This window comes from Streptomyces sp. QH1-20 (genome assembly GCF_041283565.1).
Classification (GTDB): domain Bacteria; phylum Actinomycetota; class Actinomycetes; order Streptomycetales; family Streptomycetaceae; genus Streptomyces; species Streptomyces syringius.
The window spans coordinates 1,221,505-1,246,430 of record NZ_CP166299.1 but is presented as its reverse complement, the minus strand read 5'-3'; the positions used below and the strand labels follow the sequence as shown (position 1 = coordinate 1,246,430).

Here is a 24,926-nt window from a genome sequence, read left to right as displayed (position 1 = left end):
GCCCGTAGCGCCCTTGGTGCTCCTGGGCAACGCGGACCGCCCGCCGCCGTGTCCGGCAAGGACGCGGGGGCGGGCGGTCCGGGAGACGCGGGGGAGCGTCAGAGGATGGCGCCGGGGGCGTACGCGGCCGCCTCCGGGTGCTGCTTGGCGATCTCCTCGATCCGGGCGACGACCGTGGCGACCTGGTCACCGGCGGCGCCGGTGAACGACAGCTTGTCGGCCATCAGGGCGTCGAGACCCGCGCGGTCCAGCGGGATGCGCTCGTCGGCGGCGAGCTTGTCGAGCAGCTCGTTGCGCTCGGCACCCTGCTCGCGCATCGCCAGCGCGGAGGCCACCGCGTGCTCCTTGATGACCTCGTGGGCGACCTCACGGCCGACCCCGGCGCGCACCGCGCCCATCAGCACCTTGGTGGTGGCGAGGAAGGGGAGGTAGCGGTCCAGCTCACGGGCGACGACGGCCGGGAACGCGCCGAACTCGTCGAGCACCGTCAGGAACGTCTCCAGCAGGCCGTCGAGCGCGAAGAACGCGTCCGGCAGCGCGACGCGGCGCACCACCGAGCAGGAGACGTCGCCCTCGTTCCACTGGTCGCCCGCCAGCTCGCCGGTCATCGAGGCGTAACCGCGCAGGATGACCATGAGGCCGTTGACGCGCTCGCAGGAGCGGGTGTTCATCTTGTGCGGCATCGCGGACGAGCCGACCTGACCCGGCTTGAAGCCCTCGGTGACCAGCTCGTGGCCGGCCATCAGCCGGACGGTCTTGGCCAGCGAGGACGGCGCGGCGGCCAGCTGCACCAGCGAGGTGACCACGTCGTAGTCCAGCGAGCGCGGGTAGACCTGGCCGACGGAGGTGAAGGCGTGCGCGAAGCCGAGGTGGCCCGCGATCCGCTGCTCCAGCTCGGCCAGCTTCGAGGCGTCGCCGCCGAGCAGGTCCAGCATGTCCTGCGCGGTGCCGACGGGGCCCTTGATGCCGCGCAGCGGGTAGCGGCCGAGCAGCTCCTCCAGCCGCCCGTAGGCGACGAGCAGCTCGTCGGCGGTGGTCGCGAAGCGCTTGCCGAGGGTGGTGGCCTGCGCGGCGACGTTGTGCGAGCGTCCCGCCATGACCAGCTCGGCGTACTCGCCGGAGAGCTTGCCGAGGCGGGCGAGGACGGCGACCGTGCGGTCGCGCATCAGCTCCAGCGAGAGCCGGATCTGGAGCTGCTCCACGTTCTCCGTGAGGTCACGGGAGGTCATGCCCTTGTGGACGTGCTCGTGGCCGGCCAGGGCGTTGAACTCCTCGATCCGGGCCTTCACGTCATGCCGGGTGACCTTCTCGCGCTCGGCGATGGAGGCCAGGTCGACCTGGTCCAGGACCCGCTCGTAATCGGCGAGGGCGGCGTCCGGCACCTCGATCCCCAGGTCCTTCTGGGCGCGGAGTACCGCGAGCCACAGCTTCCGCTCCAGCTTGACCTTGTACTCGGGGGACCACAGGACGGCCAGCTCGGTGGAGGCGTAGCGGCCGGCGAGGACGTTGGGGATGCGGGGCTTCAAAGACGCAGCAGTCACGTGACCGGATTCTACTGGCGTTTTACGCAGGCCAGCGCCCCGCCCCGGTTTGTGCGTTGCTACGAGAGCGGCTCGGCGGGCTCGGTGTGGCCCCCGTACGGCGTCAGCTCGGCCCGCTTGGGCGGGCGGCCGTCCCCGCTGGAGCGTCCGGTCAGCCGGCGGCCTATCCACGGCACCAGGTGCTCGCGGGCGAACCGGGCGTCCGAGGTCCGGCGGGCCGCCCAGCCGGGGCGGACCAGCGGGGGCAGGGGCTCCCGCCAGTCGAACGACGCCTCGTGCCCGAGCGCCTGCCACACGGCCTCGGCCACCCGCCGGTGCCCCTCGGCGTTCAGATGCAGCCGGTCCTCGGCCCACAGCCGGGAGTCGCCCAGCACCTCGGCGCCGAAGAGATCGACGACCAGCGCGCCGTGCCGGTCGGCCAGGTCGTCGATGAAGCCGAAGAGCTGCTCCATGCGCGGCCGGAACCGCTCCATCACCGGACCCTGCCGCCCCGGGCTGCGCATCAGCACCAGCCGGCGGCAGCTCGGCGCGAGCCGCGCCGCCGCTTCGTCCAGCCGCGCGCAGACCAGGTCCACATCGCACTTGGGGCGCAGGACGTCGTTGAGTCCGCCGACCAGCGTCACCAGATCGGCGCCCATCGCGGCGGCGGGCACCGACTGCTCGTCGGCGATCTGGCCGATGAGCTTGCCGCGCACGGCGAGGTTCGCGTAGCGGAAGCCGGGGGCGCGAGCCGCGAGGCGGGCCGCGAGGAGATCGGCCCAGCCGCGGTACGAGCCGTCCGGCAGCTCGTCGGACATGCCCTCGGTGAAGGAGTCACCGACGGCGACGAAGCTCGTGTATGTGTAGGTCGCATTGATCTGCATGGCGCGGGCGATCCTACTCCCCGGCGCGACGGCACCGGCACGGGGTGCCGGTGCCGCCGCGCCGGGGGCGCCTCACGGCCGCTGGCCCACCAGCTCGCGCAGGACGTCCTCCAGCGTGACCAGTCCGGCCAGCCGGTCGTCCGCGCCGATGACGGCCGCGAGGTGGGTGCCGGTGCCGCGCATCGCCGTGATCACGTCGTCCAGCGGGGTGGCCGCCCGTACCTGGGCGATCGGGCGCATCCGGCGGCGCGGGAAGGGCACATCGCGCGGCTCGGCGTCCAGCGCGTCCTTCACGTGCAGATAGCCCGTGATCCGGCCCGCGTCGTCCACCACCGGGAAGCGGGAGAACCCCGATTCCGCGGAGAGCCGCTCCAGCCCCTCGGGGGTGATGCCGAAGGGGGCGGAGACGACCCGCTCGACCGGCATCACGACATCCTGGACCGGGCGGGAGCCCAGCTCCAGCACGTCCCGCAGCCGCTCGGTGGCCCGGGCGTCCAGCAGGCCCGCCGCGCTGGAGTCGGCGACGATCCGGGCGAGCTGGTCGTCCGAGAAGGTCGCCGCGACCTCGTCCTTGGGCTCCACCCGCAACAGCTTCAGCAGCGAATTCGCCAGCTGGTTGATGGCGAACACCACCGGGCGCAGCGCCCGTGCGAGGGTGACCAGCGGCGGGCCGAGCAGCAGCGCGGTGCGCACCGGTTCGGCGAGGGCGATGTTCTTCGGCACCATCTCGCCGAAGAGCATGTGCAGATACGTCGCCACGGCCAGCGCGATCACGAACGACACCGGGTGGGTCAGCCCGGCCGGCATGCCGACCGCGTGGAAGACCGGCTCCAGGAGATGGGCGATCGCCGGTTCGGCGACCACACCGAGCACCAGGGTGCACAGCGTGATGCCGAGCTGGGCCGCGGCCATCAGCGCCGAGATGTGCCGCAGGCCCCACAGGACACTGCGGCCACGCCGGTCACCGCGCTCGGCGTACGGCTCGATCTGACTGCGGCGCACCGAGATCAGGGCGAACTCCGCGCCGACGAAGAAGGCGTTGACGACCAGCGTCGCCAGGCCGATGAGCAGTTGGACGGCGGTCATCGGCCGGCCTCCTTACGGCTCCGGAAGCGGGATCCGCCGCCTGTCGCGGAGTCGAGGCCGGGTCCGCCGCGGGGGTGGTCGGGGCCGGTGTCCAGGGGCGGAGCCGTCAGCCGGATCCGCGCCGCGCGACGGCCGGAGGCGTCGACCACGTCGATCCGCCAGCCCTCCACCTCGACCGTGTCGCCCTCGGCCGGGATCCGGCCGAGCTCGGTCGCGACCAGCCCGGCCAGCGTCTCGTACGGGCCGTCCGGTGCCCGCAGGCCGATGGCCTCCAGCTGGTCGGTGCGGGCCGCGCCGTCCGCGTCGTAGAGCTCGCGTCCCGCGGCGTCCTGCCCGGCCGGGGCGAGGTCGGGGATCTCGACGGGGTCGTGCTCGTCGCGGACCTCGCCGACGACCTCCTCGATGATGTCCTCCAGGGTGACCACGCCGGCCGTACCGCCGTACTCGTCGATGACGACCGCCATGCTGCGCTTGGCCGACAGCCGGTCCAGCAGCCGGTCCACCGTCAGCGACTCCGGCACGAGCAGCGGCTCGCGCAGCAGCGCCGCGACGGGGTGGTGCGGGCGCTGCTCGGCGGGTATCGCGAGGACGTCCTTGATGTGGGCGATGCCGACGACCGTGTCGAGATTGCCCCGGTAGACGGGGAAGCGGGACAGGCCGGTCGCCCGGGTGGCGTTGGCGACGTCCTCGGCCGTGGTCTCCGCGCCCAGCGCGGTGACCTGGACGCGGGGCGTCATCACGTTCTCCGCCGTCAGCTCGGCGAGGTTCAGCGTCCGGACGAACAGCTCGGCGGTGTCCGCCTCCAGCGCGCCCTCCTTGGCGGAGTGCCGGGCGAGCGCGACCAGTTCCTGGGGCGAGCGCGCCGTGGCCAGCTCCTCGGCCGGCTCCAGGCCCATCCGGTGCAGCGTGCGGTTGGCGGTGTTGTTGAGGTGGGTGATCAGGGGCCGGAACGCCGCGCTGAACGCGCGCTGCGGGCCCGAGACCCGCTTCGCCACCGGCAGCGGCCGGGAGATCGCCCAGTTCTTCGGCACGAGCTCGCCGACGACCATCAGCACCACGGTGGAGATCACGGTGCCCAGCACCAGGGCGGTCGAGGACGCCACGGAGGCGGACAGGCCGAGCGCCTTCATCGGGCCGGTGAGCAGTGCCGCGATGGACGGCTTGGAGATCATGCCGATGATCAGACCGGTGACCGTGATGCCCAGCTGGGCGCCCGAGAGCTGGAAGGTGAGGCCGCGCACCGCCTTGAGCGTGCCCTCGGCACCGCGGTCGCCCTTCTCGACGGCCCGCTCCAGCTCGCCCCGCTCGACGGTGGTGAGGGAGAACTCGGCCGCGACGAAGACGGCACAGGCCAGGGTCAGCAGCAGGGCGACCAGTAGGAGGAGTACTTCGATCATCGGTTCACCTCCGTCCCATGATCCGGCAGGGACGCAAGGAGCGCGCGATGTCGACTCCGGGGACTACTGGGAGGCTCGCCCATGGCTGGACGCTCACACCTTTCGTTGGCTCGTGGTGGGTGAAGAAGGACCAAGAAGACCAGTTTGACCATTCAATGGTAAAGGATCAGCAAAGCGGTGCGGTCCGGGTGGCCTCGAGGGGCTTGACCCAGCGGCTCCACTGCGGCTCAAGGGTGTAGCCCGCCGCACGCCACGCGTGGTGTGCCGCATCGTTGTGGTCCAGGACCATCGCGTCCCCGCGGCGCCCGCCGAGCGAGACGAACCGCTCCTCGGCGGCTGCGAGCAGCGCGCGCGCCACGCCCCGGCGGCGGTGGCGGGGATGGACGGCGAGCCGGTAGAGATGACACCGCCAGCCGTCGAAGCCGGCGATCACGGTGCCGGCCAGCTCGCCGTCGTACTCGGCCAGCAGCAGCGACTCGGGGTCGCGGTCGAGAAGCCGGGCCACGCCCGTGCGGTCGTCGCTGATGCTGGTCCCTTCGGCGGCGTCCTTCCAGAAGGCCAGCACGGTGTCGAGCTCCGCGGGCTCCGCGACTCGTATGTGAAGATCGCTCATTCGGCGATCCCATCACCGGCCGGGGCGCGGTGTCGAGCATGTTTCGCCATCCGGTCAGGTGCCGCGCCGCTGGGGCGCGGCACCCGCGCCGATCACCCGCCGGTCACCTCCCGTCGCTTTCGAGCGGTCGCCTGGCGACCCCCAGCACACAGGGCGAAGCGGGCGTCGGCACTCTGCCCGCCGGTACCCGCAGCCGACGGTACGGACCCAGCTCGAAGCCCGCCGCCTCGATCTCGGCCAGCGGGTCCCGCGCCGTGTGACAGCCACCGAACAGCACCGGCCAGACGGTCCGGTCCAGCGCCCGCTGCACGGTCGCCTGCCCCCGGCCCTGCGCCAGCCCGTGCTCGAAGAACCGCAGCTCACCACCCGGCCGCAACACCCGGCGCAACTCCGCCAGAGCGCGCCGCACATCCCGCACGGAACACAGCACCAATGACGCCACCGCCGCGTCGTACGCCTCGCTCTTCACCGGCAGCGCCTCCGCCGCCCCCGGCACGACGTCCACCGGTACCCCGGCGCGCACGGCGGACTCCACCGCCAGCCGCCGCAGCAGCCGCTCCGGCTCGATCGCCACGACCTCGGAGACGGTCCCCGGGTAATAGGAGAAGTTCAGCCCGTTCCCCGCGCCGATCTCGATGACCCGGCCCGACAGCCCGTCCAGCAACTCCCGCCGGTGCGCGGCCACTCCGGCCCGCCGGTCGGCCACCGGGCTCAGCTTCGCGTACACCCGCGCGAACAGCGGATGGTGCACGGCGTCGTGCGGCGTTCTGGTGTTCCGCGGCATGACACACCCCTTCCCGGGGATACGACGGCTACCGCGATTCTTCCCCGGTCGAACCCGCCCCCACCGTCGCCGCGCCGCCTCCTTGGGGTGGGACGGGCGTGCGCCCGGCCGCCGCCGTGGCGCTCAGTGGTGCTGCGACGCGAAGCGCTCCGCGTCCCAGCCGCCGGACAGCTCCGGCGCCAGCCAGCTGGGGGCCGCGGTACGGAAGGTGGCCGCGGGGAGGGTGCCCGCGCCCTCGGGGACGGCTCCCAGCAAGGGGGCTCCCGCCGCCTCGGGGAGGTCGGCGAGATTGCAGAGGGTGGCGAGGTCGGGCACGGCCGGCCAACTGCCGATGACCACACCCGCGCAGCGCAGACCGCGCGAACGCAGGGCCTCGGCCGTGAGCGCGGTGATGTTGAGCGTGCCCAGGCCCGGCTGGGCGACGACGAGGACCGGCGCGTCCAGCAGCCCGGCCACGTCCGCGAGCGTCGAGCCCGCCTCGTCCAGCCGGACGAGCAGCCCGCCCGCGCCCTCGACCAGCACCAGGTCATGGCTTTCGGCCAGGCGCGCCGCCGCCTGCTCGATCTCCTTCGGACGCACCGGCGCGCGGCCCGCCCGGCGGGCGGCCGTCGCGGGTGCCAACGGCTCGGGGTACCGGGCGAGTTCGAGGCCCGTCACCGCCCCCGCCAGCCGCTCGACCTCCGCGACGTCCCCCGGCTCCTGTGCCGTGACGCCCGTCTGGGCGGGCTTGAGCACGGCCACGGAGCGGCCGGCGGCCACCGCCGCGGCCGCGACCGCCGCGGTCACGACGGTCTTGCCGACCTCGGTGCCGGTGCCGGTGACGACGAGTACGGACATGATTTCTGCCTCCGTTCGCCGCGCGCGCAGCGCGGTGTGCCTGCCGGCGGCCCGGTGAGCCGGTCGGCCGCCGGTGCCGAGCCGGCGTCTCCCGGCGTCCGCCGCCGTTCTTCGTGAGCGATGTGTTCCGACGGGCCGGCCGGGGGCGGGAGGACGTCCCCGCCCCCGGCCGGCCGGGGTTACCCCGCCGCCGCGACGGCCCGTACCCCGGCGCAGATCCTGGCCACGTCCTCGTCCCCGGTGATGTAGGGCGGCATCGTGTACACGAGATTGCGGAACGGCCGCAGCCAGACGCCCGCCCGCACCGCGGCCCGGGTCGCCGCGGCCATGTCCACGTCGTGGTCCAGCTCGACCACCCCGATGGCGCCGAGCACGCGGACCTCCCGTACCGCCGGGAGTTCGGCCGCGTCGGCCAGGCCCTCGCGCAGCCCGGCCTCGATCCGCTTGACGTCCGTCCGCCAGTCCCGCGCGAGCAGCAGGTCGATCGAGGCGTTCGCGATCGCGGCGCCCAAGGGGTTGGCCATGAACGTCGGGCCGTGCGCGAGCACCGGCACCTCGCCCCGGGAGATCCCCTCCGCCACCCGCGAGGTGCACAGCGTCGCGGCCATCGTGAGATACCCGCCGGTCAGCGCCTTGCCCAGGCACAGCACATCGGGGGAGACACCGGCGTGCCCGGAGGCGAACAGCGGGCCCGTGCGGCCGAAGCCCGTGGCGATCTCGTCGAAGATCAACAGCACCCCGTGCTCGTCGCACGCCTCCCGCAGCACCCGCAGATACGCGGGGGAGTGGAAGCGCATGCCGCCGGCGTTCTGCACCACGGGCTCGACGATCACCGCGGCCAGCTCGTCGGCGTGCCGCGCGACGAGCTCCCGCAGGTGTGCGACGTACGCCGGATCGGGCTCGGCGTCGAACCCGGTGGGCGGCGCGTCCGCGAAGATCTGGCGCGGCAGCACACCGGACCACAGCGCGTGCATGCCGCCGTCCGGGTCGCACACCGACATCGGCTGCCAGGTGTCGCCGTGGTAGCCGCCGCGCCAGGTCAGCAGCCGCTGCTTGCCCGGCCTGCCGACCGAACGCCAGTACTGCAGGCACATCTTCACGGCCACCTCGACCGACACCGAACCGGAGTCGGAGAGGAAGACATGGCGCAGCGGTTCCGGGGTGATCTCCACCAGGCGGGTGGCGAGCCGCACGGCGGGCTCATGAGTGAGCCCGCCGAACATCACATGGCTCATCTTCCCCAGCTGCTCCTGGGCCGCCGCGTTGAGCACCGGGTGGTTGTAGCCGTGGACCGCCGACCACCACGACGACATGCCGTCGATCAACTCGACGACGCCGTCGACCGGTTCGGCGAGCCGCAACCGCACCCCCGACGCGGACTCGACCACCAGCGGGTCGACCCGGCCGGGCATCGGACCGTACGGATGCCAGACGTGCTGCTTGTCGAGGGCGAGCAACTCGCCCGCGGTGAGCGGCTCAGGCATTGGGAGGCAGCTCCGTGCCGGCGCCGCGACGGCGGACGGCGACCAGATCCGTACGGGCCTCGCCGGCGTCCGCGCGGGTTTCACCGGCCGGAGCCGGAATCTCTGCCTCCGGGGTGGCCGTGGCCTCGGCGGCCGCACCCGTGTCCCCGTCCCCGCAGGGGCCGCAACTGCCGCCCCCGTGCCCGCCGCAGCCGGACGCCACCGCGTCGGCACGGTGCGCGGGCAGCGTCGTGGTGCCGGTGCCCTCCACCTCGAAGCCGGCGTCCGCGATCATGTCGAGGTCCGCCTTGCCCTCCTGGCCCTCACTGGTCAGATAGTCGCCGAGGAAGATCGAGTTGGCGAGGTGCAGCGCGAGCGGCTGCATCGACCGCAGGTGCACCTCACGGCCGCCCGCCAGCCGTACCTCCACGTCGGGGCAGACGAACCGCACCATCGCCAGGATGCGCAGCGCGCGCTGCGGGGTGAGGTTCCACTCCTTGGCCAGCGGGGTCCCCTCGAAGGGGATGAGGAAGTTGACCGGCACCGAGTCCGGGTTCAGCTCGCGCAGCGCGAAGACCACGTCCACCAGGTCCGCGTCGCTCTCGCCCATGCCCGCGATCAGCCCGGAGCAGGCGGACATCCCCGCCGCCTGGGCCTGCTGCACGGTGTCGACGCGATCGGCGAAGGTGTGCGTGGTGGTGATGTCGCCGTACGTCGCCTCGGAGGTGTTGAGGTTGTGGTTGTAGGCGTCGGCTCCGGCGGCCCGCAGCCGCTCGGCCTGTCCGTCGGTCAGCAGCCCGAGGCAGGCGCACACCTCGACGTCCTCGTTCTGCTCCTTGATCGCCTCGATGGTCTTCGAGACCCGGTCGATGTCCCGGTCCGTCGGGCCGCGCCCGCTGGCGACCAGGCAGACCCGCTTCGCACCGCCGGCGACGCCCGCGGCCGCCGCCTTCGAGGCGTCGTCCGGCTTGAGCCAGGTGTACTTGAGGATCTCGGCCTTGGAGCCCAGCCGCTGCGAGCAGTACGAGCAGTCCTCGGGGCAGAGCCCGGACTTGAGGTTGACGAGGTAGTTCAGCTTCACCCGCCGTCCGAACCACCGGCGGCGCACTTTGCCCGCCGCGGCCACCACATCGAGCAGGTCGTCATCGGTCGTCGCCAGTACGGCGAGCGCCTCTTCGCGGGTCGGCAGCTCCCGCCGCAACCCCTTGTCCACCAGCGTGTTCAGCAGGTCCATGGCGCCGATCCTCGCCTACGGCAGCACTCCCGGCCAAGGTAGAGATCGCACAACGGGGGCCGATTCATGTGTGTGTATTGCCACACCCTGACCAGGGCCCCCGGCGGCTACGTTCTATGCAAACCCCACAGAACGTGAAGGACGGCCGATGCCCCAGGATCCGTTCGACTGGATCGACGCGGAGCACGAGCGGCGACTGGCCGCCGGGCTCGTACGGACCCTACGGCCGCGGTCGGCCGACTCGCCGCTCCTCGATCTGGCCGGGAACGACTACCTGGGCCTCACCCGTCACCCCGAGGTCACCGAGGCCGCCGCCGACGCGGCTCGCCGCTGGGGCGCGGGGGCCACCGGCTCCCGGCTGGTCACCGGCACCACCGCCCTGCACGCCCGGCTGGAGGAGAGCCTCGCCGAGTTCTGCGGATTCGAGGCGGCGCTCGTCTTCTCCTCGGGGTACGCAGCGAACCTCGCCGCGGTCACCGCCCTGTGCGGCCCGCCGATTTCATCCGGTGTGTCCCCTTCGGTCCCCCTCGTCGTCTCCGACGCCGGCAATCACGCCTCGCTCATCGACGGCTGCCGGCTCGCCCGCGCCGAGACCGCCGTCGTCCCGCACGCCGACGCGGAAGCGGTCCGCAAGACGCTGGGGGCGCACGAGGGCCGGGCCCTCGCCGTCACCGACTCCGTCTTCTCCGTGGACGGCGACGCCGCACCGCTGGCCGCGCTCGCCGAGGCGTGCCGGGAGCACGGCGCGGCGCTGCTGGTGGACGACGCGCACGGACTCGGCGTCCTCGGCGAAGGCGGCCGGGGCGCGGTGCACGCGGCGGGTCTGGCGGGGGACGCGGACGTCGTCGCCACGGTCACCCTGTCGAAGTCGCTGGGCAGCCAGGGGGGCGCGGTGCTCGGCCCCGCCCGCGTCATCCGGCACCTCGTCAGCCACGCGCGGACGTTCATCTTCGACACCGGGCTCGCCCCGGCGGCGGTGGGCGGCGCGCTCGCGAGCCTCGAGGTGCTGCGCCGCGAACCGGGGCGCGCGGCCCGGGTGCGCCACGTCGCCACCGAGCTGCACCGCAGGGTGACGGCGGCGGGGCTGACGGCGGTACGGCCCGACGCGGCGGTGGTGTCCGTCCGGGCCCCCTCCCCGGAGGCCGCCGTGCGATGGGCGGCCGACTGCCGTACCGCCGGGCTCGCGGTCGGCTGCTTCCGTCCCCCGTCCGTGCCCGACGGCATCTCGCGGCTGCGGCTGACGGCGCGCGCGGACCTCACGGACCGGCAGATCGAGGAGGCGGCCGACACGGTCCTGCGGACCGCGCCGACCGCCTGACGCTCAACTCCTGGTGGCAGTGGCCCCATCGGACACTTCGGCCCCGCGGCGGCGGCCGAGGCCACCGCCGCGGAGGTCTCCCACGAACGAGGACCACGCGGCGGGCGAGAACGACAGGACGGGGCCGGCCGTGCGCTTGGAGTCCCGTACGGCCAGCAGGTCCGGACCGAGCGGGGCCGTCTCGACGCAGTTGTTCATTCCGGTGCTGTAGCTGCTGCGCCGCCATGTCGCGGCACGCAGAGCAGAGAGGGAAGGGACATAGCGAGGCATTGCGGGCATGGTGCCTCCTCACGCGCCGTCATGGAGCCCGGCGATGTAGTCCAACGAGTTCTCGTGCGAGAGGGCGCGGGTGCGCAGGGTGGCGAAAGCGGAACCGTACGCCCGGAGGTCTTCTTTCCGCTCCAGATAGAGGCTACTCGTCAAGTGGTCGAGAACCACCACATCCAGATCTGCAATGCGCGGAAATGAGAAAATAACGAAAGGGCCTGTGATGCCGATATGACTGCCTGCGGAGAACGGGAGCACATGCAGTCGCACATGCTTCATGTGTCCCGTGGTCACCAGGTGCCGTAACTGCCCCGCCATCACCTCGCGCCCGCCGACCTCATGACGCAGTACCGCCTCGTCCAGCACCGCGCACAACTCCAGCGGACGCTCGCCCCGCAGTACCGACTGACGGGCCATCCGCACCCGCACCAACTCCTCGACCTGCTCCGGAGGTGGGTCGTTCAGCGCCGCGCGGGTCACCGCGCGCGCGTACTCCGGCGTCTGCAACAGCCCCGGCACCACCGTGGTCTCCAGGGTGCGCAGGTGGGAGGCCTCGGACTCCAGGCTGATGAAGTCGAGGTAGGCGGGCGGCAGTCGGTCGCGGTAGGCGTACCACCAGCCCCGCCGGGCCCCCGCGCCCTCACCCGGATCCGCCGACCCCGCGCCGCACAGCGCCCCCAGCAGTGCGCGCAGTTCCGGGTCGGTCACCTGGTAGGCATCCAGCAACAGGGCGACGTCCGAGGGCTTCACGCCACTGCAGCCCGTCTCGATCCGGCTCACCTTCGACTGGTGCCAGCCCACCGCGCAGGCCGCCTCCCGGCTGGTCAGCTCGGCCAGTTCACGCTGGCGGCGCAGCTCCGCGCCGAGCTTGCGGCGACGCACCGCGGGTCCGTAGCGCATGGGTATTCCCTTTCGACCAAGGTGAACACGTCCACATCCATACGTCAGTGTCAATAGACGAGTGCGCCACCCAAATGTGGTCGCTCCCGGCAGAGTTCACCGCTTCGAGCGACAGATATATGCATTTTCCGGTGGATCGCTCACTCTCGGACGCCGACGGTGGCACTCTGTGACGAAGAGCCGTCCGAGATCGCTCCCGGCGTCACCGCGTCAGTTCCTTGGCTCACGCGTCGGAGTCCGGCCTCGGTAGGAAAGGGACAGCGCCATGGCGGATCACCAGGAAGCAACCGTAACCCTGCCGAGCGCCCCCGCCTCGGTGTCCGACGCGCGCCGCTATGTCGCGCGTGTACTGGCGGAATGGGGGCTGGCGGACGGCACCGAGGACGCCGACACGGTTCGGCTGATCGTCTCCGAACTCGCCACCAACGCCGTGCAGCACACCCGCGGCCAGTCGCCCACCTTCACCGTGGACGTCCGGCTCGACCGGGAGGAGCAGCTGCGCATCGGCGTCACGGACAGTCACCCCCGCTATCCGAGAAGGCTGCCCGCCGCCGTCCAGCAGGACAACGGCCGCGGCATGGTCATCATCCGCTGTCTGACCGCCGAGCGCGGCGGCAGACTGTCGGTCACCCCGACCGCCGACGGCGGCAAGACGGTCTGGATCTGTCTGCCCTGGACCGTGCCCGTGCCCTGATCACCCCGCGCGGCTGTGGGCCGGGCGGTGGGCCCCGTGGCCGTGAGGAGGCCGAGGGGTCCACCACCCGGCCCAGGGGCGGCCACCGTGATCGCACGGTGTTCGCGGACAAGGCGGGTCGAGCGGCTCGGGCAGGTCACCGGCGGGCAGGCGCGCCCTTACCCGTTCCGGATCGCTGCCGGTGAAGGCGACCGTGTGCCCGGTCGGGGCCGGCGGCCCCGCGTCGCGAACGAGGGGCCGCGGCACCACAGTCGTGTCCGCCGGCGGCGGGTGGGAACACACCCGTTGCCGCGTCGGCGCACAGGGAGGCGAGGACGGTGGCGGGGGCGGCCTTCGTGGCACGCCACCGCCGGCGCTTTCAGTTCACGCGGCCGTAGCTGACGCTTCTGGTCCAGATCCGCTCGTGGCGGACGACCGCGCCGGTCTTGGGAGCGTGCAGGATCCTGCCGTTCCCGACGTAGATGCCCACGTGATAGACGCCGCCGGCGGAGTGGAAGAACACCAGGTCCCCGCGTTGGCGGGCGGAGCCGGGGACATGGCGGACGCGGTTGTACTGGGCGGCGGCGGTGCGGGGCAGCTTTTTACCGACCCGCTTGTACGAGTACTGCGTCAGCCCCGAGCAGTCGAAGCTGTACGGTCCTGTCGCGCCCCACTGGTAGGGAGCGCCCTGCTTCGATTCCGCTATCCGCAGGGCGAGGGTGGAGACGTTCGCGGCCTCGGCGTCGGGCGAACCGCCGGGCACCAGCACCGAGGCGCCGACGGCTGCGAGGGTGAGGGCCGAGGCGGCCTTGGCCCTGGAGAACTTCGTTGGTCGTTTGTGCGCGGCCATACGCAACCCTTCGTCTGCCGCCTATGAAGGATGACCTGTCGGGTTCGGGCAGGCGAAGATGCCCGGCCGCCGAGGCGGCTTCACCCCAAGGGACGACCAGTGGTGCCGGTCGTCCCGCCGTACTCGGGTCCTCCACTCCTGCCGATGCACTCGTGTCGACCAGTCATCCGGGCGGCGGCAGGATTCGGCGTCCGCCCGGACCGCCCCGCCGCGGTGGCGGGGTCTTGTCGTCGCCTGGATCTTGGCGCAGCCGCGGCACGGATTCCGAGAGGATCCGGTGATATGTGAGCCTGGTCACCTCTGGCATGTTCGGGTGGACACCGGACGGTTTGGCGCCCACCGCTCAACCCTGTTGAGCCGTTCACCTGCGGCGAGTTGATCTCCGCGATCGCCTCGTACGCGCGCGGCTCGGATCGATCACTGCGCGATGTCTACGCAGGGTCCGCTGTCTGCGGGAGATCGCGTTGAGGTGTCGCCCGGCCGGTCGTTCCGGCGCGCGTCCGGGCTCATCAGCCCGGCGTGTTCGGCGGCATGGTGACCCGTGCGGCCCGCCGCTCCCCGTCCAGGACCAGCATCGCCCGTGTGAGTGTTCCGATGTGCACCTCGCGTTCGCCTCGCTCGTGCATGAGCGTCAACGCGTCGCGCAGCCCCGTCGCCGCGACCACGAGAGCCTGCGCCGCCCGTAGCCCGGCGTACGTGTCATGCGCGCGGGCCGGGTTGATCCGGCCCAGGAGATCCAGTACTTCCAGATACCGGTCCACCAACTCGCCCTCGGCGCGGGTCAGGGCGGGCAGGGGTGGCAGTTGGGGCGGCCACATCGCCGCTCACCTCGCGCCGAGCGGCGCGCCCGGGCCCTTGCGGCTCGAGGTGAGCCGGTCGACCAGCCCGTACGCCACCGCGGTCTCGGCGTCGAAGACGGTGTCCCGCTCGATGTCCCGGGCGACCCGCTCCACGCTCTGCCCCGTGTGCCGCACGAGCATCCCCGTCAGCGTGTCCCGCCTGCGCGACATCTCCCCCGCCTGGATCTCCAGATCGGAGAGCTGACCCTGGACCGGTTCGCCGAGGGAGGGCTGGTGGATGAGGACGCGCGCGTTCGGCAGCGCCAGTCGCTTGCCCGGGGTGCCGGCGGTGAGCAGCACGGCGGCGGACGAGGCGGCCTGGCCCAGGCAGATCGTCTCCACGTCGCAGCCGATGTAGCGCATCGTGTCGTAGATGGCGCACATGGCGGAGAAGGAGCCGCCGGGGGAATTGATGTAGAGGGAGATGTCCCGCTCGGGATCCGCGTGTTCGAGGTACATGAACTGCGCGATCACATCGCTGGCACAGGTGTCGTCGATCTGCGTGCCCAGAAAGACGATGCGCTCGGACAGCAGCTTGGAGTACGGGTCCGTCGTGCGGGCGCCGGTGCTCGTGCGCTCCGTGAACTCGGGCAGGACATAGCGGGCCGTGGGTCGGTGCATGGTGGCACTCCTCGTCCGTGAAAAATGTACAGGACGTACAGATCGTTGTGGTGAGCATGGCGCAGCGGGGCTCGGCGCGGCAACGGATCGGACGCGGTTTCGCTCTGGGCGTGAGGGCGGGCGGGGGCCGGCGGGCCCTGGCCTGTCGTTGACCTCAACCCTTGTGCGCGGGCGTCGGAGCAAGGAAGGATGATCCGCCATGCCCACCAAGTCTCTGCAGATTCCCACCGCGGACGGCCAAGCCGACGCTTTCGCCGCTTTCCCCGACCGGGACGGGCGGCACCCGGGGGTGCTGCTGTACCCGGACGCCTTCGGCGTGCGGCCCGTGCTGGAGGAGATGGCCCGCGAGCTGGCCGGGCACGGTTACTACGTGCTCGTCCCCAACCTCTACTACCGGCACGGCCCGGCGCCGGTGATCGAACTTCCCGCGCACATCGGAGAAGCGGTCCGGCCCGCGGTCTTCGCCGAGCTGGTGCCCTTGGTCGAGGCGCACACCACCGAGCGTGTCCTGCGCGACGCCGACGCCTACCTCGGATTCCTCACCGCCCAGCCCGAGGTCGGCGACGGGCCGGTCGCCGCGATCGGCTACTGCCTGGGCGCCGCCCTGGCGATGCGCACCGCGACGGCCCACCCCGACCGGGTGGCCGCCGTCGCCGGATTCCACCCCGGCTTCCTGGTCACCGACGCGCCCGACAGCCCGCACCGCGCCATCCCCGAGCTCGCCGCCGAGGTCCACCTCGGTCTCGCCGAGAACGACATGACGCCCGAGACCCTCAGCGAGCTCAACCAGGCGCTGGATGCCTCAGGAGTCGGCTACACCACCGAGATCTACCCCGGCACCATCCACGGTTTCACCATGTCCGACACCGACGCGTTCGACCCCTCCGCACTGCGGCGCCACTGGGACCGCCTGCTTCCCCTCCTCGACCGCACCTTGGTCACCGGCTGAGTCTCACGTCTGCGGAGTTCTCGTCCCGCACACCGGTCGAATCCTTGATCGCGACGCGGTGCCCGTCGGGGGGTGGTGACCGGCGGAGCCGCTCCACACTGCTCCGATAGCATGTTCGAGCTCACGACGATTGCCGTCATCGCCCGTCCTTCACCGGAAAATCATGGAATCCGGCGCGAAGGGTCGCTTTATTTAGCTAACGTCTAACAAATCGGCCAAACAATTGATATCTATAGCATCACGGTTTTTCTCACGAATAAACCGCAGACTCGCGTCCGTCGCGTGGCGTCAACCACGGGTGATCCTGTGGGCCACGGTGGTTGTGGTGGGCCTCGGATTCCTCATCGCGCTGGAGATCGCCGCACGGGGCTACGGCCTGCCGGGCCCGATGACCAACCAGGCGAAAGAGGTGATCCTCGCCCCCAAGTCCGGGCCGCTGCTGTACGCCAGCATGGCGTTGATGATGGTGGTGCTCACCTGGCGGGAGCGGTTCATCGCGGCCGGCGTCGCGGTCGGTATCGACATCGCCTTCTTTTTGGTGCGGTGGGCGGTCGACGCCAAGATGATGTTCGGCAACGGCGCGTTGTGGGTGATTCTGGCCTGCGCCGTCATCGCTGTCACACGCCGCACCGGCCGGGAGCGGGTCCTGCTGCTGAAGGGCGTCGGGCTGGGTCTGCTGCTGGTGGCCGGCCGTAAGACCGGCGATACCTGGCTGCTCATCACGTCGAAGACGCGCCCGCAGGTGCTCGACCAGTACGTGGCGACCGCCGATCACGCGCTGGGCAATCCGTCGTGGCTGGCAGGCCGGATCGTCGAGGCCACCGGCACGGTCGGTGAGCACGTCCTCGACTACGTCTACATCCAGCTCGCGGTGGCCGCGGTCATCGTCGCGCTGTACCAGCTGCGTCATGTGGCGGCCGAGCGTCGCTTCCCGGGTCACCATCTGGTGCGCACCTTTTTGGTGATCGGCCTTCTCGGGCCGGCCATCTACATGATCTTCCCGGTGGTCGGACCGATCTTCGCCTACGGCGCCGACGGCGGGCACTGGGCGGTGGCCGATCTGTGGCCGAACACGCCGCCGCCGATCACCGCCCCGCACCAGATGCCGTTCGACGAGATCACTCCGCGCAACTGCATGCCCAGCCTGCACACGGCGTGGGCCACTACGATCTTCATCCATTCCCGCTCCGGCCCGCGAATTCTGCGGTACGCGGGCACCTTCTGGCTGATCGCCACGCTCGGCGCGACGCTGGGATTCGGTTACCACTACGGCGCGGACATCGTGGCCGGCGTGGTGTTCGCGTTCAAGATCGAGGCGGCACTGCGCGCACTCGACCGCGGCTGGGACCGGGCGGGAATCCAGCTGGTCGTCTACGGCACCACGGTCTTCGCCGCGCTCCTGGTGTCGTACCGCTATCTGTCGATGGAGATGGCCGAATATCCGTGGGTGTTCGGACCGCTGATCGTTCTGGCGATGGTCTCGGTGATCTACGGCTACCTGCGGACCACCAAGATGTGGGAACCGAAGGCCATGCCGGTGCGGCAACCGGAACCGCAGCCCGAACTCGTGTGAGTCATGGGGCATCACCTCGTCGGCTGAGCGCTTCCCGGCCCCGGCCGGGAAGCGCTCAGCCGGTCCCGCGGCGTCCGGGCTTTACCGGGCGAGTGCCCCCCGAAGCCTCTGACCTGGTGATTCCCCGCTTTTCAGGGATCCCGCGGACATCGGGGCAGACAATTAAGCTGGTGGCATGGCCTACGAAATTCCTGTGACGCAAGCCCGCGCCGAGCTGGCGGAGCTGATCAACCGCGTGGTCTACGGCGGCGAGCGGGTGGTCGTCACGCGCCACGGGAAGCCGCTGGTCGCCCTGGTGTCCGCCGCTGACCTGCAACGCCTCGAAGAGAGCGAGGCCGGGGCGGAGGCCGGGGCCGAGGAGCAGGTGATCAGCACGGTCTCCACCATGCGCACCCTGCCGTCCGTGGCCGAGGACCGGGGCCGGTTCGGCCTCGCCGCCGAGCATCGGGGGCCCGACGCGCCGCCGCGGTACTGAGAGAGCCGGCGGCCCACCACCGGCGACCTCTGGCCACGGCTTTGCAAAGAGTCAGTTAACGCGTTGGAAAAGCTTGCGCCCTAATCTGCAATCCCAGGCCTTCGGGAGAAGAACCCCAGGTCAACAGTGTGTAGAACTCAGGTGTGCCTCCACCGTGTTCGGTACGGAGGTCCTGGTTCGTCAGTGAGGTGGGACGCATGCAACTTTCCCCGCATGAACAGGAACGCCTGCTCATCCATGTGGCCGCCGACGTGGCCGAGCGGCGGAGGGCGCGCGGGCTGCTCCTCAACCACCCCGAAGCGGTCGCGCTGATCACCGCGCACATCCTCGAAGGCGCCAGGGACGGCCGTACCGTGGCCGAGCTGATGTCCTCCGGACGCAAGGTGCTCACCCGCGACGAGGTCATGAGCGGCATCCCCGAGATGATCCACGACGTCCAGGTCGAGGCTACCTTCCCCGACGGTACGAAGCTCGTCACCGTCCACGAGCCCATCGGATGACCGGGGGAGACGCGCGGATGATTCCCGGAGAGATCCTGCACGCCGCCGAGCCCGTACGCCTCAACCAGGGCTCCCCCCTCACCCGCCTCACCGTCCTCAACGCCGCCGACCGGCCCGTGCAGGTGGGATCGCATTACCACTTCGCCGAGGCCAACCCGGGCCTGGACTTCGACCGGGCAGCCGCCCACGGCAAGCGCCTCGACATCGCCGCCGGCACCGCCGTGCGCTTCGAGCCGGGCATCCCCGTCGAGGTCGGCCTCGTCCCGATCGGCGGCAAGCGCATCGTCGAGGGTCTGCGCGGCGAGTGCGGAGGCCCCCTCGATGTCTGAACTCAGCCGCGTCGCCTACGCCGACCTCTTCGGGCCGACCACCGGTGACCGCATCCGGCTCGCCGACACCGACCTCCTCGTCGAGATCGAGGAGGACCGCTCCGGCGGCCCGGGCCACGCCGGCGACGAGGCGGTCTTCGGCGGCGGCAAAGTCATCCGTGAGTCCATGGGCCAGTCCCGCGTCACCCGCGCCGAGGGAGCCCCCGACACCGTCATCACCGGTGCGGTCGTCCTCGACCACTGGGGCGTCGTCAAGGCCGACATCGGGCTGCGCGACGGCCGGATCACCGGCATCGGCAAGGCCGGCAACCCCGACACCATGGACGGCGTCCACCCCGACCTCGTCATCGGCCCCGAGACCGAGATCATCGCGGGCAACGGCAAGATCCTCACCGCCGGCGCCATCGACGCCCACGTCCACTTCATCTGCCCGCAGTCGGTGGACGCGGCCCTCGCCTCCGGCGTCACCACGCTCCTCGGCGGCGGGACCGGCCCGGCCGAGGGCAGCAAGGCCACCACCATCACCCCCGGCTCCTGGCACCTCGCCCGGATGTTCGAGGCGATGGAGGGGTACCCCGTCAACATCGGTCTGCTCGGCAAGGGCAACACCGTCAGCTACGACTCCATGCGCGCCCAACTGCGCGCCGGCGCCGTCGGCTTCAAGATCCACGAGGACTGGGGCGCGACCCCCGCCGCCATCGACGCCTGTCTGAGCGTCTGCCAGGAGAGCGGCGCCCAACTCGCCATCCACACCGACACGCTCAATGAGGCCGGCTTCGTCGGCGACACCCTCGCCGCCATCGCCGGGCGCTCCATCCACGCCTACCACACCGAGGGCGCGGGCGGCGGCCACGCACCCGACATCATCACCGTGGTCTCCGAGCCCAACGTCCTGCCCAGCTCCACCAACCCCACCCGGCCGCACACCGTCAACACCGTCGAGGAACACCTCGACATGCTGATGGTCTGCCACCACCTCAACCCCGCCGTCCCCGAGGACCTGGCCTTCGCCGAGTCCCGCATCCGGCCCGGCACCATCGCCGCCGAGGACTTCCTGCACGACCTGGGCGCGATCTCGATCATCTCCTCCGACTCCCAGGCCATGGGACGCATCGGCGAGGTCGTGCTGCGTACCTGGCAGACCGCGCACGTGATGAAGAAGCGGCGCGGCGCCCTGCCCGGCGACGGACCGGCCGACAACGCGCGGGCCCGCCGCTACGTCGCCAAATACACGATCAACCCGGCCGTGGCCCAAGGGCTCGACCACGAGATCGGCTCCGTCGAGACCGGGAAGCTCGCCGACCTCGTGCTGTGGGACCCGGCGTTCTTCGGCGTCAAGCCGCAGCTCGTCATCAAGGGCGGCCAGATCGCCTACGCGCAGATGGGCGACGCCAACGCCTCCATCCCCACCCCGCAGCCCGTCCTGCCGCGCCCCATGTTCGGCGCGACGGGCCGCGCCCCCGCCGCCAACTCGCTGAACTTCGTCACCCAGTGGGCCCTCGACGACGGTCTCCCCGAACGGCTGGACCTCGGCAAGAGGTTCGTCCCGATCCGGGACACCCGGGGCGTCGGCAAGGCCGACATGCGCAACAACGACGCCCGCCCGCACGTCGAAGTCGACCCCGACACCTTCACCGTCACCATCGACGGCGACCCCGTCGACCCGCGGCCCGCGGCGGAACTGCCGATGGCCCAGCGGTACTTCCTCTTCTGACCATGGACACCGATACCTGTGCCCCGGGTGCCGGGGGGACGCCGGACGGCCCGGGACCGCCCGCCGCCCGCGCCGCCCTGCTCGTCCTCGCCGACGGACGGTTCCCCGCCGGGGGGCACGCGCACTCCGGCGGGGCCGAGGCGGCCGTCAAGGCCGGGCGGATCCGCGACGCGGCCACGCTGGAGGTGTTCTGCCGGGGGCGGCTGCACACCGCCGGGCTCACCGCGGCCGGGCTGGCCGCCGCCGCGACGGCCGGGCTCGATCCGCTCGACCTGGACGACGCGGCCGACGCCCGCACCCCCTCGCCCGCCCTGCGTGCCGCCGCGCGCAGGCTCGGCCGTCAGATGATGCGGGCCGCACGGGCGGCCTGGCCGTCGCCCGGCCTCGACGCCCTCGCCGCCGCCCGGCCGCGTGGCGCCCACCAGCCCGTGGTGCTCGGCCTCGCCGCCCGCGCGGCCGGGCTCGCCCCGCTGGACGCCGCGTACGCCGCCGGGTACGAAGCGATCAGCGGACCGGCCACGGCGGCCGTGCGGCTGCTGAGCCTGGACCCCTTCGACGCGACCGCCGTCCTGGCCGGGCTCGCGCCCGCCCTCGACCGGGTCGCGCACGAGGCCGCGGGGGCGGCGCGGCGCGCCGCGTACGAGGGTCTCGACGCGCTCCCGGCCCCGGCCGCGCCGTTGCTCGACATCACGGCCGAGCAGCATGCGGCGTGGCCCGTGCGGCTGTTCGCCTCGTGAGCAACCGGGGCTCCGCCCCGGACCCCGGTCCTCAATCGCCGGACGGGCTTGATTTCCGCTGGTCCAACCACCGAAACCTCCGGAGGAACCATGCATCTCGACCACCCCGACGCCTACCCCCACCGCCACACCTACAGCGCGGCGGACCCCCACCGGCCCGACGGCACCCGCCGTGCCCTGCGGATCGGTCTCGGCGGTCCCGTCGGGTCCGGGAAGACCGCGACCGTGGCCGCGCTGTGCCGGCTGCTGCGCGACGAGCTGTCCATCGCCGTCGTCACCAACGACATCTACACCCGCGAGGACGCCGAATTCCTGCTGCGGCACGCCGTGTTGCCGCCCGAGCGGATCACCGCCGTCGAGACCGGGGCCTGCCCGCACACCGCGATCCGTGACGACATATCCGCCAACCTCGAAGCCGTCGAGGACCTGGAGGACGCTCTCGGGCCGCTCGACCTCGTCCTCGTGGAGTCCGGCGGCGACAACCTCACCGCCACCTTCTCCAAGGGGCTCGTCGACGCGCAGATCTTCGTCATCGACGTGGCCGGCGGCGACGACATCCCCCGCAAGGGCGGCCCCGGCGTGACCACCGCCGATCTCCTCGTCGTCAACAAGACCGATCTCGCGCCCTACGTCGGCTCCGATCTGGAGGGCATGGCCCGCGACGCCAAGGCCCAACGCGGTGACCTGCCCGTCGTCTTCACCTCCCTCGTCGCCGAGGGCGGCGTAGGGCCGGTGGCCGACTGGGTGCGCGAGCGGCTGGCCGGCTGGGCCGCGGTCTCGCCGTGACGTCCACCGCCGCAGGCCCCGCGGCGGACGCCGGGCTGCGGGCCGCGGCGCACCTCGTCGCGGCCCCGGACGGCCGGGGCGGCACGGGGCTGCCCGTGCTCGACGGCGCGGGACCGTTCGCGCTGCGCAGGCTGCGGCCGCAGGGGCGTGAGGCCCATGTGCGCCTCGTGGGGGCCATGAGCGCGCCCCTCGGAGGCGATCTGCTCGGCCTCACTGTGGAGGTGGCGGACGGCGCCGCCCTGCGGTTCTCGACCACCGCCGCCACCATCGCCCTGCCCGGGCGCACCGGCGCGCCCGCCGCGTACGACACCCGGATCCACGTCGGTGACGGCGCCACGCTGCGCTGGCTCCCCGAACAGCTGATCTCCGCCCGGGGCAGCGACCTGCGGACGACCACCCGCGTCGAACTCGCCCCGACGGCCCGGCTGGTGCTCCGCGAGGAGCAGGTGCTCGGCCGCGTGGGCGAGGACCCCGGACGGCTGGCCGCCCGGCTGACCGTGCGCCGCGCCGGCCGCCCGCTGTTCGACCAGGAGCTGAATTACGGGCCCGGGGTGCCCGGCTGGGACGGAGGCGCCGTGCTGGGCGGACACCGGGCCGTCGGACAACTCCTCGTCGTGGACCCGGCCTTCGAGGAACACCCGGTGCGGCCCCGCCTCCTCGGTACGACCGCCGCGCTCACCCCGCTCGCCGGCCCCGCCGTCGTCGTGAGCGCGGTGGCCCCGGACGCGCTGCGGCTACGAAGGCTGCTGGACGCGGGAGTTACGGCCGTCTTCGACGGAGATGGCGGGGTAAGGGCGTTTTGGTGAACCAGGGGCCGTCGGCGCCACAGGTGCCACCCCGGGTTTCGTCATCCTTACAGATTAGTAAAGAACGTCCGTGCGACCTGTCCTTTGTGGCAATGGAGGCGAAAGGATCCCCCTGCAGCTCCGTGATCATCGTCGCGCGTACGCGGCGCATCAGCAGGGGGAAAACCACGTGAGACCTACAGCAATATTCGGTGCGGCCGGCACCGCGGTGACGGCCGCACTCGTCGCCGGGCTCCTGGCCGCACCGGCGGCCGACGCCGGCGAGCGGGTACCGGGCGGCGCGGCCGAGGCGAAGGGCGTGCAGATCGCCGCCGCCAAGGCGGCGAAGAAGGGCATCAAGTGGCAGGACTGTCCTGCCGCCTGGGGCCTGGAGAAGCCGATCCAGTGCGGCTTCGTCACCGTCCCCGTCGACTACACCAAGCCGAACGGCCGCACCATCGAGATCGCGGTGGACCGGGTCCGTTCGACCGGCAAGGCGGGCGAGCGCCAGGGCGCCCTCCTGTACAACCCCGGCGGCCCCGGCGGCTCCGGCATGAAGTTCCCGCGGCGGGTCACGACCAAGAACCCGCTGTGGACCAAGACGTCGAAGGCGTACGACTTCGTCGGCTTCGACCCGCGCGGCGTGGGCCACTCCGCCCCGATCTCCTGCACTGACCCGCAGAAGTTCGTGTCGGCCCCCAAGGCCGACCCGGTGCCCGACAGCGAGGCCGACAAGCGCGCCCAGCGCAAGAAGGCCAAGGAGTACGCCGACGGCTGCCACGAGCGCAGCGGCAAGCTGCTCCCGCACCTCACCACGATGAACACCGCCCGTGACGTGGACGTCGTCCGCGCCGCCCTCGGTGAGAAGAAGCTCAACTTCCTGGGCGTCTCCTACGGCACCTACCTCGGCGCCGTCTACGGCACGCTCTTCCCGGGCCACGTCCGCCGCATGGTCGTCGACAGCGTCGTCAACCCCGCGCAGGACAACATCTGGTACGAGGCCAACCTCGAGCAGGACGTCGCCTTCGAGGGCCGCTTCAAGGACTGGACGAAGTGGGTCGCCAAGCACGACGGCACCTTCCACCTCGGCAACACCCAGGCCAAGGTCCTCAAGCAGTGGGAGAAGCTGCGCGCCTCCGCCAAGAAGAAGCCCATCGGCGGGGTCGTCGGCCCGGCCGAGCTGATCAGCTTCTTCCAGGACGCGGCGTACTACGACTCCGCGTGGGTCCCGGTCGCCGAGACCTGGAGCAAGTACCTCGCCGGTGACGAGAAGGCATTGGTCGAGGCGGCGGGCCCGGACCTGTCCGACACCGTCGGCAACGCGGCCAAGGAGAACGGCAACGCCGTCTACACCGCGGTCGAGTGCGCCGACGCCAAGTGGCCCACCAGCTGGAAGAAGTGGGACCGGGACAACACCCGGATCCACCAGCAGGCGCCGTTCATGACCTGGGCGAACGCCTGGATGAACCTGCCGTGTGCCACGTGGAAGTCCAAGCAGGGCACCCCGCTCGAGGTCGCCACGCACAAGGGCCTGCCGCAGACGCTCATCGTCCAGAGCACCCATGACGCCGCCACGCCGTACGTGGGCGCGGTCGAGCTGCACAAGCGCTTCAAGGGTTCGCGTCTGATCACCGAGAAGGGCGCCGGTTCGCACGGTGTCGTCGGCCTGGTCAACCCGTGCATCAACGACCGGGTGGACGCCTACCTGATCGACGGCAAGCTCGACGCCAAGGACGTGACGTGCGCCCCGCACGCCACCCCCGAGCCGCCGAAGGCCGCCGCCGCCAAGTAA

26 protein-coding genes and 1 riboswitch are annotated in these 24,926 nt (G+C 71.8%); of the genes, 12 read left to right on the top strand and 14 right to left on the bottom strand.

Annotation, left to right across the window (positions count from 1 at the left end; genetic code table 11):
- Window positions 1–98 precede the first annotated feature (98 nt).
- From purB to bioB, 9 genes are all read right to left on the bottom strand, one after another.
- Window positions 99–1,541, bottom strand: a complete 1,443-nt coding sequence (gene purB / locus AB8O64_RS05600) for an adenylosuccinate lyase (protein WP_209514143.1) — start codon at window positions 1,539–1,541, stop codon at window positions 99–101.
- Window positions 1,542–1,600: 59 nt separating this feature from the next.
- Window positions 1,601–2,404, bottom strand: coding sequence for an SGNH/GDSL hydrolase family protein (locus AB8O64_RS05595; protein ID WP_370418148.1), 804 nt, complete (start codon window positions 2,402–2,404; stop codon window positions 1,601–1,603).
- A gap of 72 nt (window positions 2,405–2,476) precedes the next feature.
- Window positions 2,477–3,490, bottom strand: coding sequence for a hemolysin family protein (locus tag AB8O64_RS05590; protein WP_370418147.1), 1,014 nt, complete (start codon window positions 3,488–3,490; stop codon window positions 2,477–2,479).
- The gene (locus AB8O64_RS05585) at window positions 3,487–4,887 is read right to left on the bottom strand and encodes a hemolysin family protein (protein WP_370418146.1); all 1,401 of its coding nucleotides are present in this window, start codon (window positions 4,885–4,887) and stop codon (window positions 3,487–3,489) included. Before AB8O64_RS05585 ends, AB8O64_RS05590 begins: the two co-directional genes overlap by 4 nt.
- A gap of 166 nt (window positions 4,888–5,053) precedes the next feature.
- Entirely contained in the window at window positions 5,054–5,500 is a 447-nt protein-coding gene (locus tag AB8O64_RS05580) for a GNAT family N-acetyltransferase (RefSeq protein ID WP_370418145.1), read from the bottom strand.
- A 103-nt stretch (window positions 5,501–5,603) separates the two neighbouring features.
- Complete coding sequence (locus AB8O64_RS05575) at window positions 5,604–6,284, bottom strand: class I SAM-dependent methyltransferase (RefSeq protein ID WP_130876570.1); 681 nt, start codon at window positions 6,282–6,284, stop codon at window positions 5,604–5,606.
- Window positions 6,285–6,407: 123 nt separating this feature from the next.
- A complete protein-coding gene (bioD, locus tag AB8O64_RS05570) occupies window positions 6,408–7,121 on the bottom strand; it encodes a dethiobiotin synthase (protein WP_356458452.1) in 714 nt (237 codons plus the stop codon).
- Window positions 7,122–7,300: 179 nt separating this feature from the next.
- Window positions 7,301–8,605 (bottom strand): adenosylmethionine--8-amino-7-oxononanoate transaminase, encoded by a 1,305-nt coding sequence (locus AB8O64_RS05565; protein ID WP_370418144.1) that lies wholly within the window; start codon window positions 8,603–8,605, stop codon window positions 7,301–7,303.
- Window positions 8,598–9,818, bottom strand: a complete 1,221-nt coding sequence (bioB, locus tag AB8O64_RS05560; RefSeq protein WP_370418143.1) for a biotin synthase BioB — start codon at window positions 9,816–9,818, stop codon at window positions 8,598–8,600. The genes AB8O64_RS05565 and bioB overlap by 8 nt, the downstream gene beginning before the upstream one ends.
- Before the next feature lie 148 nt (window positions 9,819–9,966).
- On the opposite strand from bioB, the gene AB8O64_RS05555 reads away from it, so the two are divergent.
- Window positions 9,967–11,136 carry an 8-amino-7-oxononanoate synthase gene (locus tag AB8O64_RS05555; protein ID WP_370418142.1) on the top strand — a complete coding sequence of 390 codons (1,170 nt, stop codon included), beginning with the start codon at window positions 9,967–9,969 and terminating at the stop codon, window positions 11,134–11,136.
- Window positions 11,137–11,139: 3 nt separating this feature from the next.
- On the opposite strand, the gene AB8O64_RS05550 is transcribed toward AB8O64_RS05555, so the two are convergent.
- Window positions 11,140–11,415: a DUF397 domain-containing protein gene (locus tag AB8O64_RS05550; RefSeq protein ID WP_370418141.1), complete on the bottom strand. Its 276-nt coding sequence runs from the start codon at window positions 11,413–11,415 to the stop codon at window positions 11,140–11,142.
- A gap of 9 nt (window positions 11,416–11,424) precedes the next feature.
- Entirely contained in the window at window positions 11,425–12,303 is an 879-nt protein-coding gene (locus AB8O64_RS05545) for a helix-turn-helix domain-containing protein (protein ID WP_370418140.1), read from the bottom strand.
- 265 nt (window positions 12,304–12,568) lie between these two features.
- Here AB8O64_RS05545 and AB8O64_RS05540 point away from each other — a divergent pair, with 265 nt between their 5' ends.
- Complete coding sequence (locus AB8O64_RS05540; RefSeq protein WP_130876563.1) at window positions 12,569–12,997, top strand: ATP-binding protein; 429 nt, start codon at window positions 12,569–12,571, stop codon at window positions 12,995–12,997.
- Between the two features lie 358 nt (window positions 12,998–13,355).
- Here AB8O64_RS05540 and AB8O64_RS05535 read toward each other — a convergent pair whose 3' ends face one another.
- The 3 genes from AB8O64_RS05535 to AB8O64_RS05525 all read right to left on the bottom strand — a co-directional run bounded on the left by AB8O64_RS05535 (window position 13,356) and on the right by AB8O64_RS05525 (window position 15,286).
- Window positions 13,356–13,826 carry a C40 family peptidase gene (locus AB8O64_RS05535; RefSeq protein ID WP_356458458.1) on the bottom strand — a complete coding sequence of 157 codons (471 nt, stop codon included), beginning with the start codon at window positions 13,824–13,826 and terminating at the stop codon, window positions 13,356–13,358.
- Between the two features lie 3 nt (window positions 13,827–13,829).
- Window positions 13,830–14,026, bottom strand: a riboswitch (cyclic di-AMP (ydaO/yuaA leader).
- A 309-nt stretch (window positions 14,027–14,335) separates the two neighbouring features.
- Window positions 14,336–14,644, bottom strand: a complete 309-nt coding sequence (locus tag AB8O64_RS05530; protein ID WP_362215410.1) for a hypothetical protein — start codon at window positions 14,642–14,644, stop codon at window positions 14,336–14,338.
- Between the two features lie 6 nt (window positions 14,645–14,650).
- The gene (locus AB8O64_RS05525) at window positions 14,651–15,286 is read right to left on the bottom strand and encodes an ATP-dependent Clp protease proteolytic subunit (RefSeq protein WP_370418139.1); all 636 of its coding nucleotides are present in this window, start codon (window positions 15,284–15,286) and stop codon (window positions 14,651–14,653) included.
- 199 nt (window positions 15,287–15,485) lie between these two features.
- On the opposite strand from AB8O64_RS05525, the gene AB8O64_RS05520 reads away from it, so the two are divergent.
- The 10 genes from AB8O64_RS05520 (at window position 15,486) to AB8O64_RS05475 (ending at window position 24,926) form a co-directional block, all read left to right on the top strand.
- Complete coding sequence (locus AB8O64_RS05520; RefSeq protein WP_370418138.1) at window positions 15,486–16,235, top strand: dienelactone hydrolase family protein; 750 nt, start codon at window positions 15,486–15,488, stop codon at window positions 16,233–16,235.
- Between the two features lie 298 nt (window positions 16,236–16,533).
- Window positions 16,534–17,808 (top strand): phosphatase PAP2 family protein, encoded by a 1,275-nt coding sequence (locus tag AB8O64_RS05515; protein ID WP_370418137.1) that lies wholly within the window; start codon window positions 16,534–16,536, stop codon window positions 17,806–17,808.
- Between the two features lie 175 nt (window positions 17,809–17,983).
- The gene (locus AB8O64_RS05510; protein ID WP_356458465.1) at window positions 17,984–18,283 is read left to right on the top strand and encodes a type II toxin-antitoxin system Phd/YefM family antitoxin; all 300 of its coding nucleotides are present in this window, start codon (window positions 17,984–17,986) and stop codon (window positions 18,281–18,283) included.
- 197 nt (window positions 18,284–18,480) lie between these two features.
- A complete protein-coding gene (locus AB8O64_RS05505) occupies window positions 18,481–18,783 on the top strand; it encodes an urease subunit gamma (RefSeq protein WP_130876556.1) in 303 nt (100 codons plus the stop codon).
- Between the two features lie 17 nt (window positions 18,784–18,800).
- Window positions 18,801–19,112 (top strand): urease subunit beta, encoded by a 312-nt coding sequence (locus AB8O64_RS05500; RefSeq protein WP_370418136.1) that lies wholly within the window; start codon window positions 18,801–18,803, stop codon window positions 19,110–19,112.
- Window positions 19,105–20,826 (top strand): urease subunit alpha, encoded by a 1,722-nt coding sequence (locus AB8O64_RS05495; RefSeq protein WP_370418135.1) that lies wholly within the window; start codon window positions 19,105–19,107, stop codon window positions 20,824–20,826. The genes AB8O64_RS05500 and AB8O64_RS05495 overlap by 8 nt, the downstream gene beginning before the upstream one ends.
- A 2-nt stretch (window positions 20,827–20,828) precedes the next feature.
- Window positions 20,829–21,563, top strand: coding sequence for an urease accessory protein UreF (locus tag AB8O64_RS05490; protein ID WP_370418134.1), 735 nt, complete (start codon window positions 20,829–20,831; stop codon window positions 21,561–21,563).
- Between the two features lie 90 nt (window positions 21,564–21,653).
- The gene (gene ureG / locus AB8O64_RS05485) at window positions 21,654–22,349 is read left to right on the top strand and encodes an urease accessory protein UreG (protein ID WP_370418133.1); all 696 of its coding nucleotides are present in this window, start codon (window positions 21,654–21,656) and stop codon (window positions 22,347–22,349) included.
- Window positions 22,346–23,155, top strand: a complete 810-nt coding sequence (locus AB8O64_RS05480) for an urease accessory protein UreD (protein ID WP_370418132.1) — start codon at window positions 22,346–22,348, stop codon at window positions 23,153–23,155. Before ureG ends, AB8O64_RS05480 begins: the two co-directional genes overlap by 4 nt.
- Before the next feature lie 169 nt (window positions 23,156–23,324).
- The gene (locus AB8O64_RS05475) at window positions 23,325–24,926 is read left to right on the top strand and encodes an alpha/beta hydrolase (protein ID WP_370418131.1); all 1,602 of its coding nucleotides are present in this window, start codon (window positions 23,325–23,327) and stop codon (window positions 24,924–24,926) included.

What these genes read in the sequence shown, in the direction of transcription:
- AB8O64_RS05595 (WP_370418148.1), bottom strand. Translation starts at nt 2,404, where the DNA reads ATGCAGATCAATGCGACCTACACATACACGAGCTTCGTCGCCGTCGGT.
- AB8O64_RS05590 (WP_370418147.1), bottom strand. Translation starts at nt 3,490, where the DNA reads ATGACCGCCGTCCAACTGCTCATCGGCCTGGCGACGCTGGTCGTCAAC.
- AB8O64_RS05585 (WP_370418146.1), bottom strand. Translation starts at nt 4,887, where the DNA reads ATGATCGAAGTACTCCTCCTACTGGTCGCCCTGCTGCTGACCCTGGCC.
- AB8O64_RS05580 (WP_370418145.1), bottom strand. Translation starts at nt 5,500, where the DNA reads ATGAGCGATCTTCACATACGAGTCGCGGAGCCCGCGGAGCTCGACACC.
- AB8O64_RS05575 (WP_130876570.1), bottom strand. Translation starts at nt 6,284, where the DNA reads ATGCCGCGGAACACCAGAACGCCGCACGACGCCGTGCACCATCCGCTG.
- bioD (WP_356458452.1), bottom strand. Translation starts at nt 7,121, where the DNA reads ATGTCCGTACTCGTCGTCACCGGCACCGGCACCGAGGTCGGCAAGACC.
- AB8O64_RS05565 (WP_370418144.1), bottom strand. Translation starts at nt 8,605, where the DNA reads ATGCCTGAGCCGCTCACCGCGGGCGAGTTGCTCGCCCTCGACAAGCAG.
- bioB (WP_370418143.1), bottom strand. Translation starts at nt 9,818, where the DNA reads ATGGACCTGCTGAACACGCTGGTGGACAAGGGGTTGCGGCGGGAGCTG.
- AB8O64_RS05555 (WP_370418142.1), top strand. Translation starts at nt 9,967, where the DNA reads ATGCCCCAGGATCCGTTCGACTGGATCGACGCGGAGCACGAGCGGCGA.
- AB8O64_RS05550 (WP_370418141.1), bottom strand. Translation starts at nt 11,415, where the DNA reads ATGCCCGCAATGCCTCGCTATGTCCCTTCCCTCTCTGCTCTGCGTGCC.
- AB8O64_RS05545 (WP_370418140.1), bottom strand. Translation starts at nt 12,303, where the DNA reads ATGCGCTACGGACCCGCGGTGCGTCGCCGCAAGCTCGGCGCGGAGCTG.
- AB8O64_RS05540 (WP_130876563.1), top strand. Translation starts at nt 12,569, where the DNA reads ATGGCGGATCACCAGGAAGCAACCGTAACCCTGCCGAGCGCCCCCGCC.
- AB8O64_RS05535 (WP_356458458.1), bottom strand. Translation starts at nt 13,826, where the DNA reads ATGGCCGCGCACAAACGACCAACGAAGTTCTCCAGGGCCAAGGCCGCC.
- AB8O64_RS05530 (WP_362215410.1), bottom strand. Translation starts at nt 14,644, where the DNA reads ATGTGGCCGCCCCAACTGCCACCCCTGCCCGCCCTGACCCGCGCCGAG.
- AB8O64_RS05525 (WP_370418139.1), bottom strand. Translation starts at nt 15,286, where the DNA reads ATGCACCGACCCACGGCCCGCTATGTCCTGCCCGAGTTCACGGAGCGC.
- AB8O64_RS05520 (WP_370418138.1), top strand. Translation starts at nt 15,486, where the DNA reads ATGCCCACCAAGTCTCTGCAGATTCCCACCGCGGACGGCCAAGCCGAC.
- AB8O64_RS05510 (WP_356458465.1), top strand. Translation starts at nt 17,984, where the DNA reads ATGGCCTACGAAATTCCTGTGACGCAAGCCCGCGCCGAGCTGGCGGAG.
- AB8O64_RS05505 (WP_130876556.1), top strand. Translation starts at nt 18,481, where the DNA reads ATGCAACTTTCCCCGCATGAACAGGAACGCCTGCTCATCCATGTGGCC.
- AB8O64_RS05500 (WP_370418136.1), top strand. Translation starts at nt 18,801, where the DNA reads ATGATTCCCGGAGAGATCCTGCACGCCGCCGAGCCCGTACGCCTCAAC.
- AB8O64_RS05495 (WP_370418135.1), top strand. Translation starts at nt 19,105, where the DNA reads ATGTCTGAACTCAGCCGCGTCGCCTACGCCGACCTCTTCGGGCCGACC.
- AB8O64_RS05490 (WP_370418134.1), top strand. Translation starts at nt 20,829, where the DNA reads ATGGACACCGATACCTGTGCCCCGGGTGCCGGGGGGACGCCGGACGGC.
- ureG (WP_370418133.1), top strand. Translation starts at nt 21,654, where the DNA reads ATGCATCTCGACCACCCCGACGCCTACCCCCACCGCCACACCTACAGC.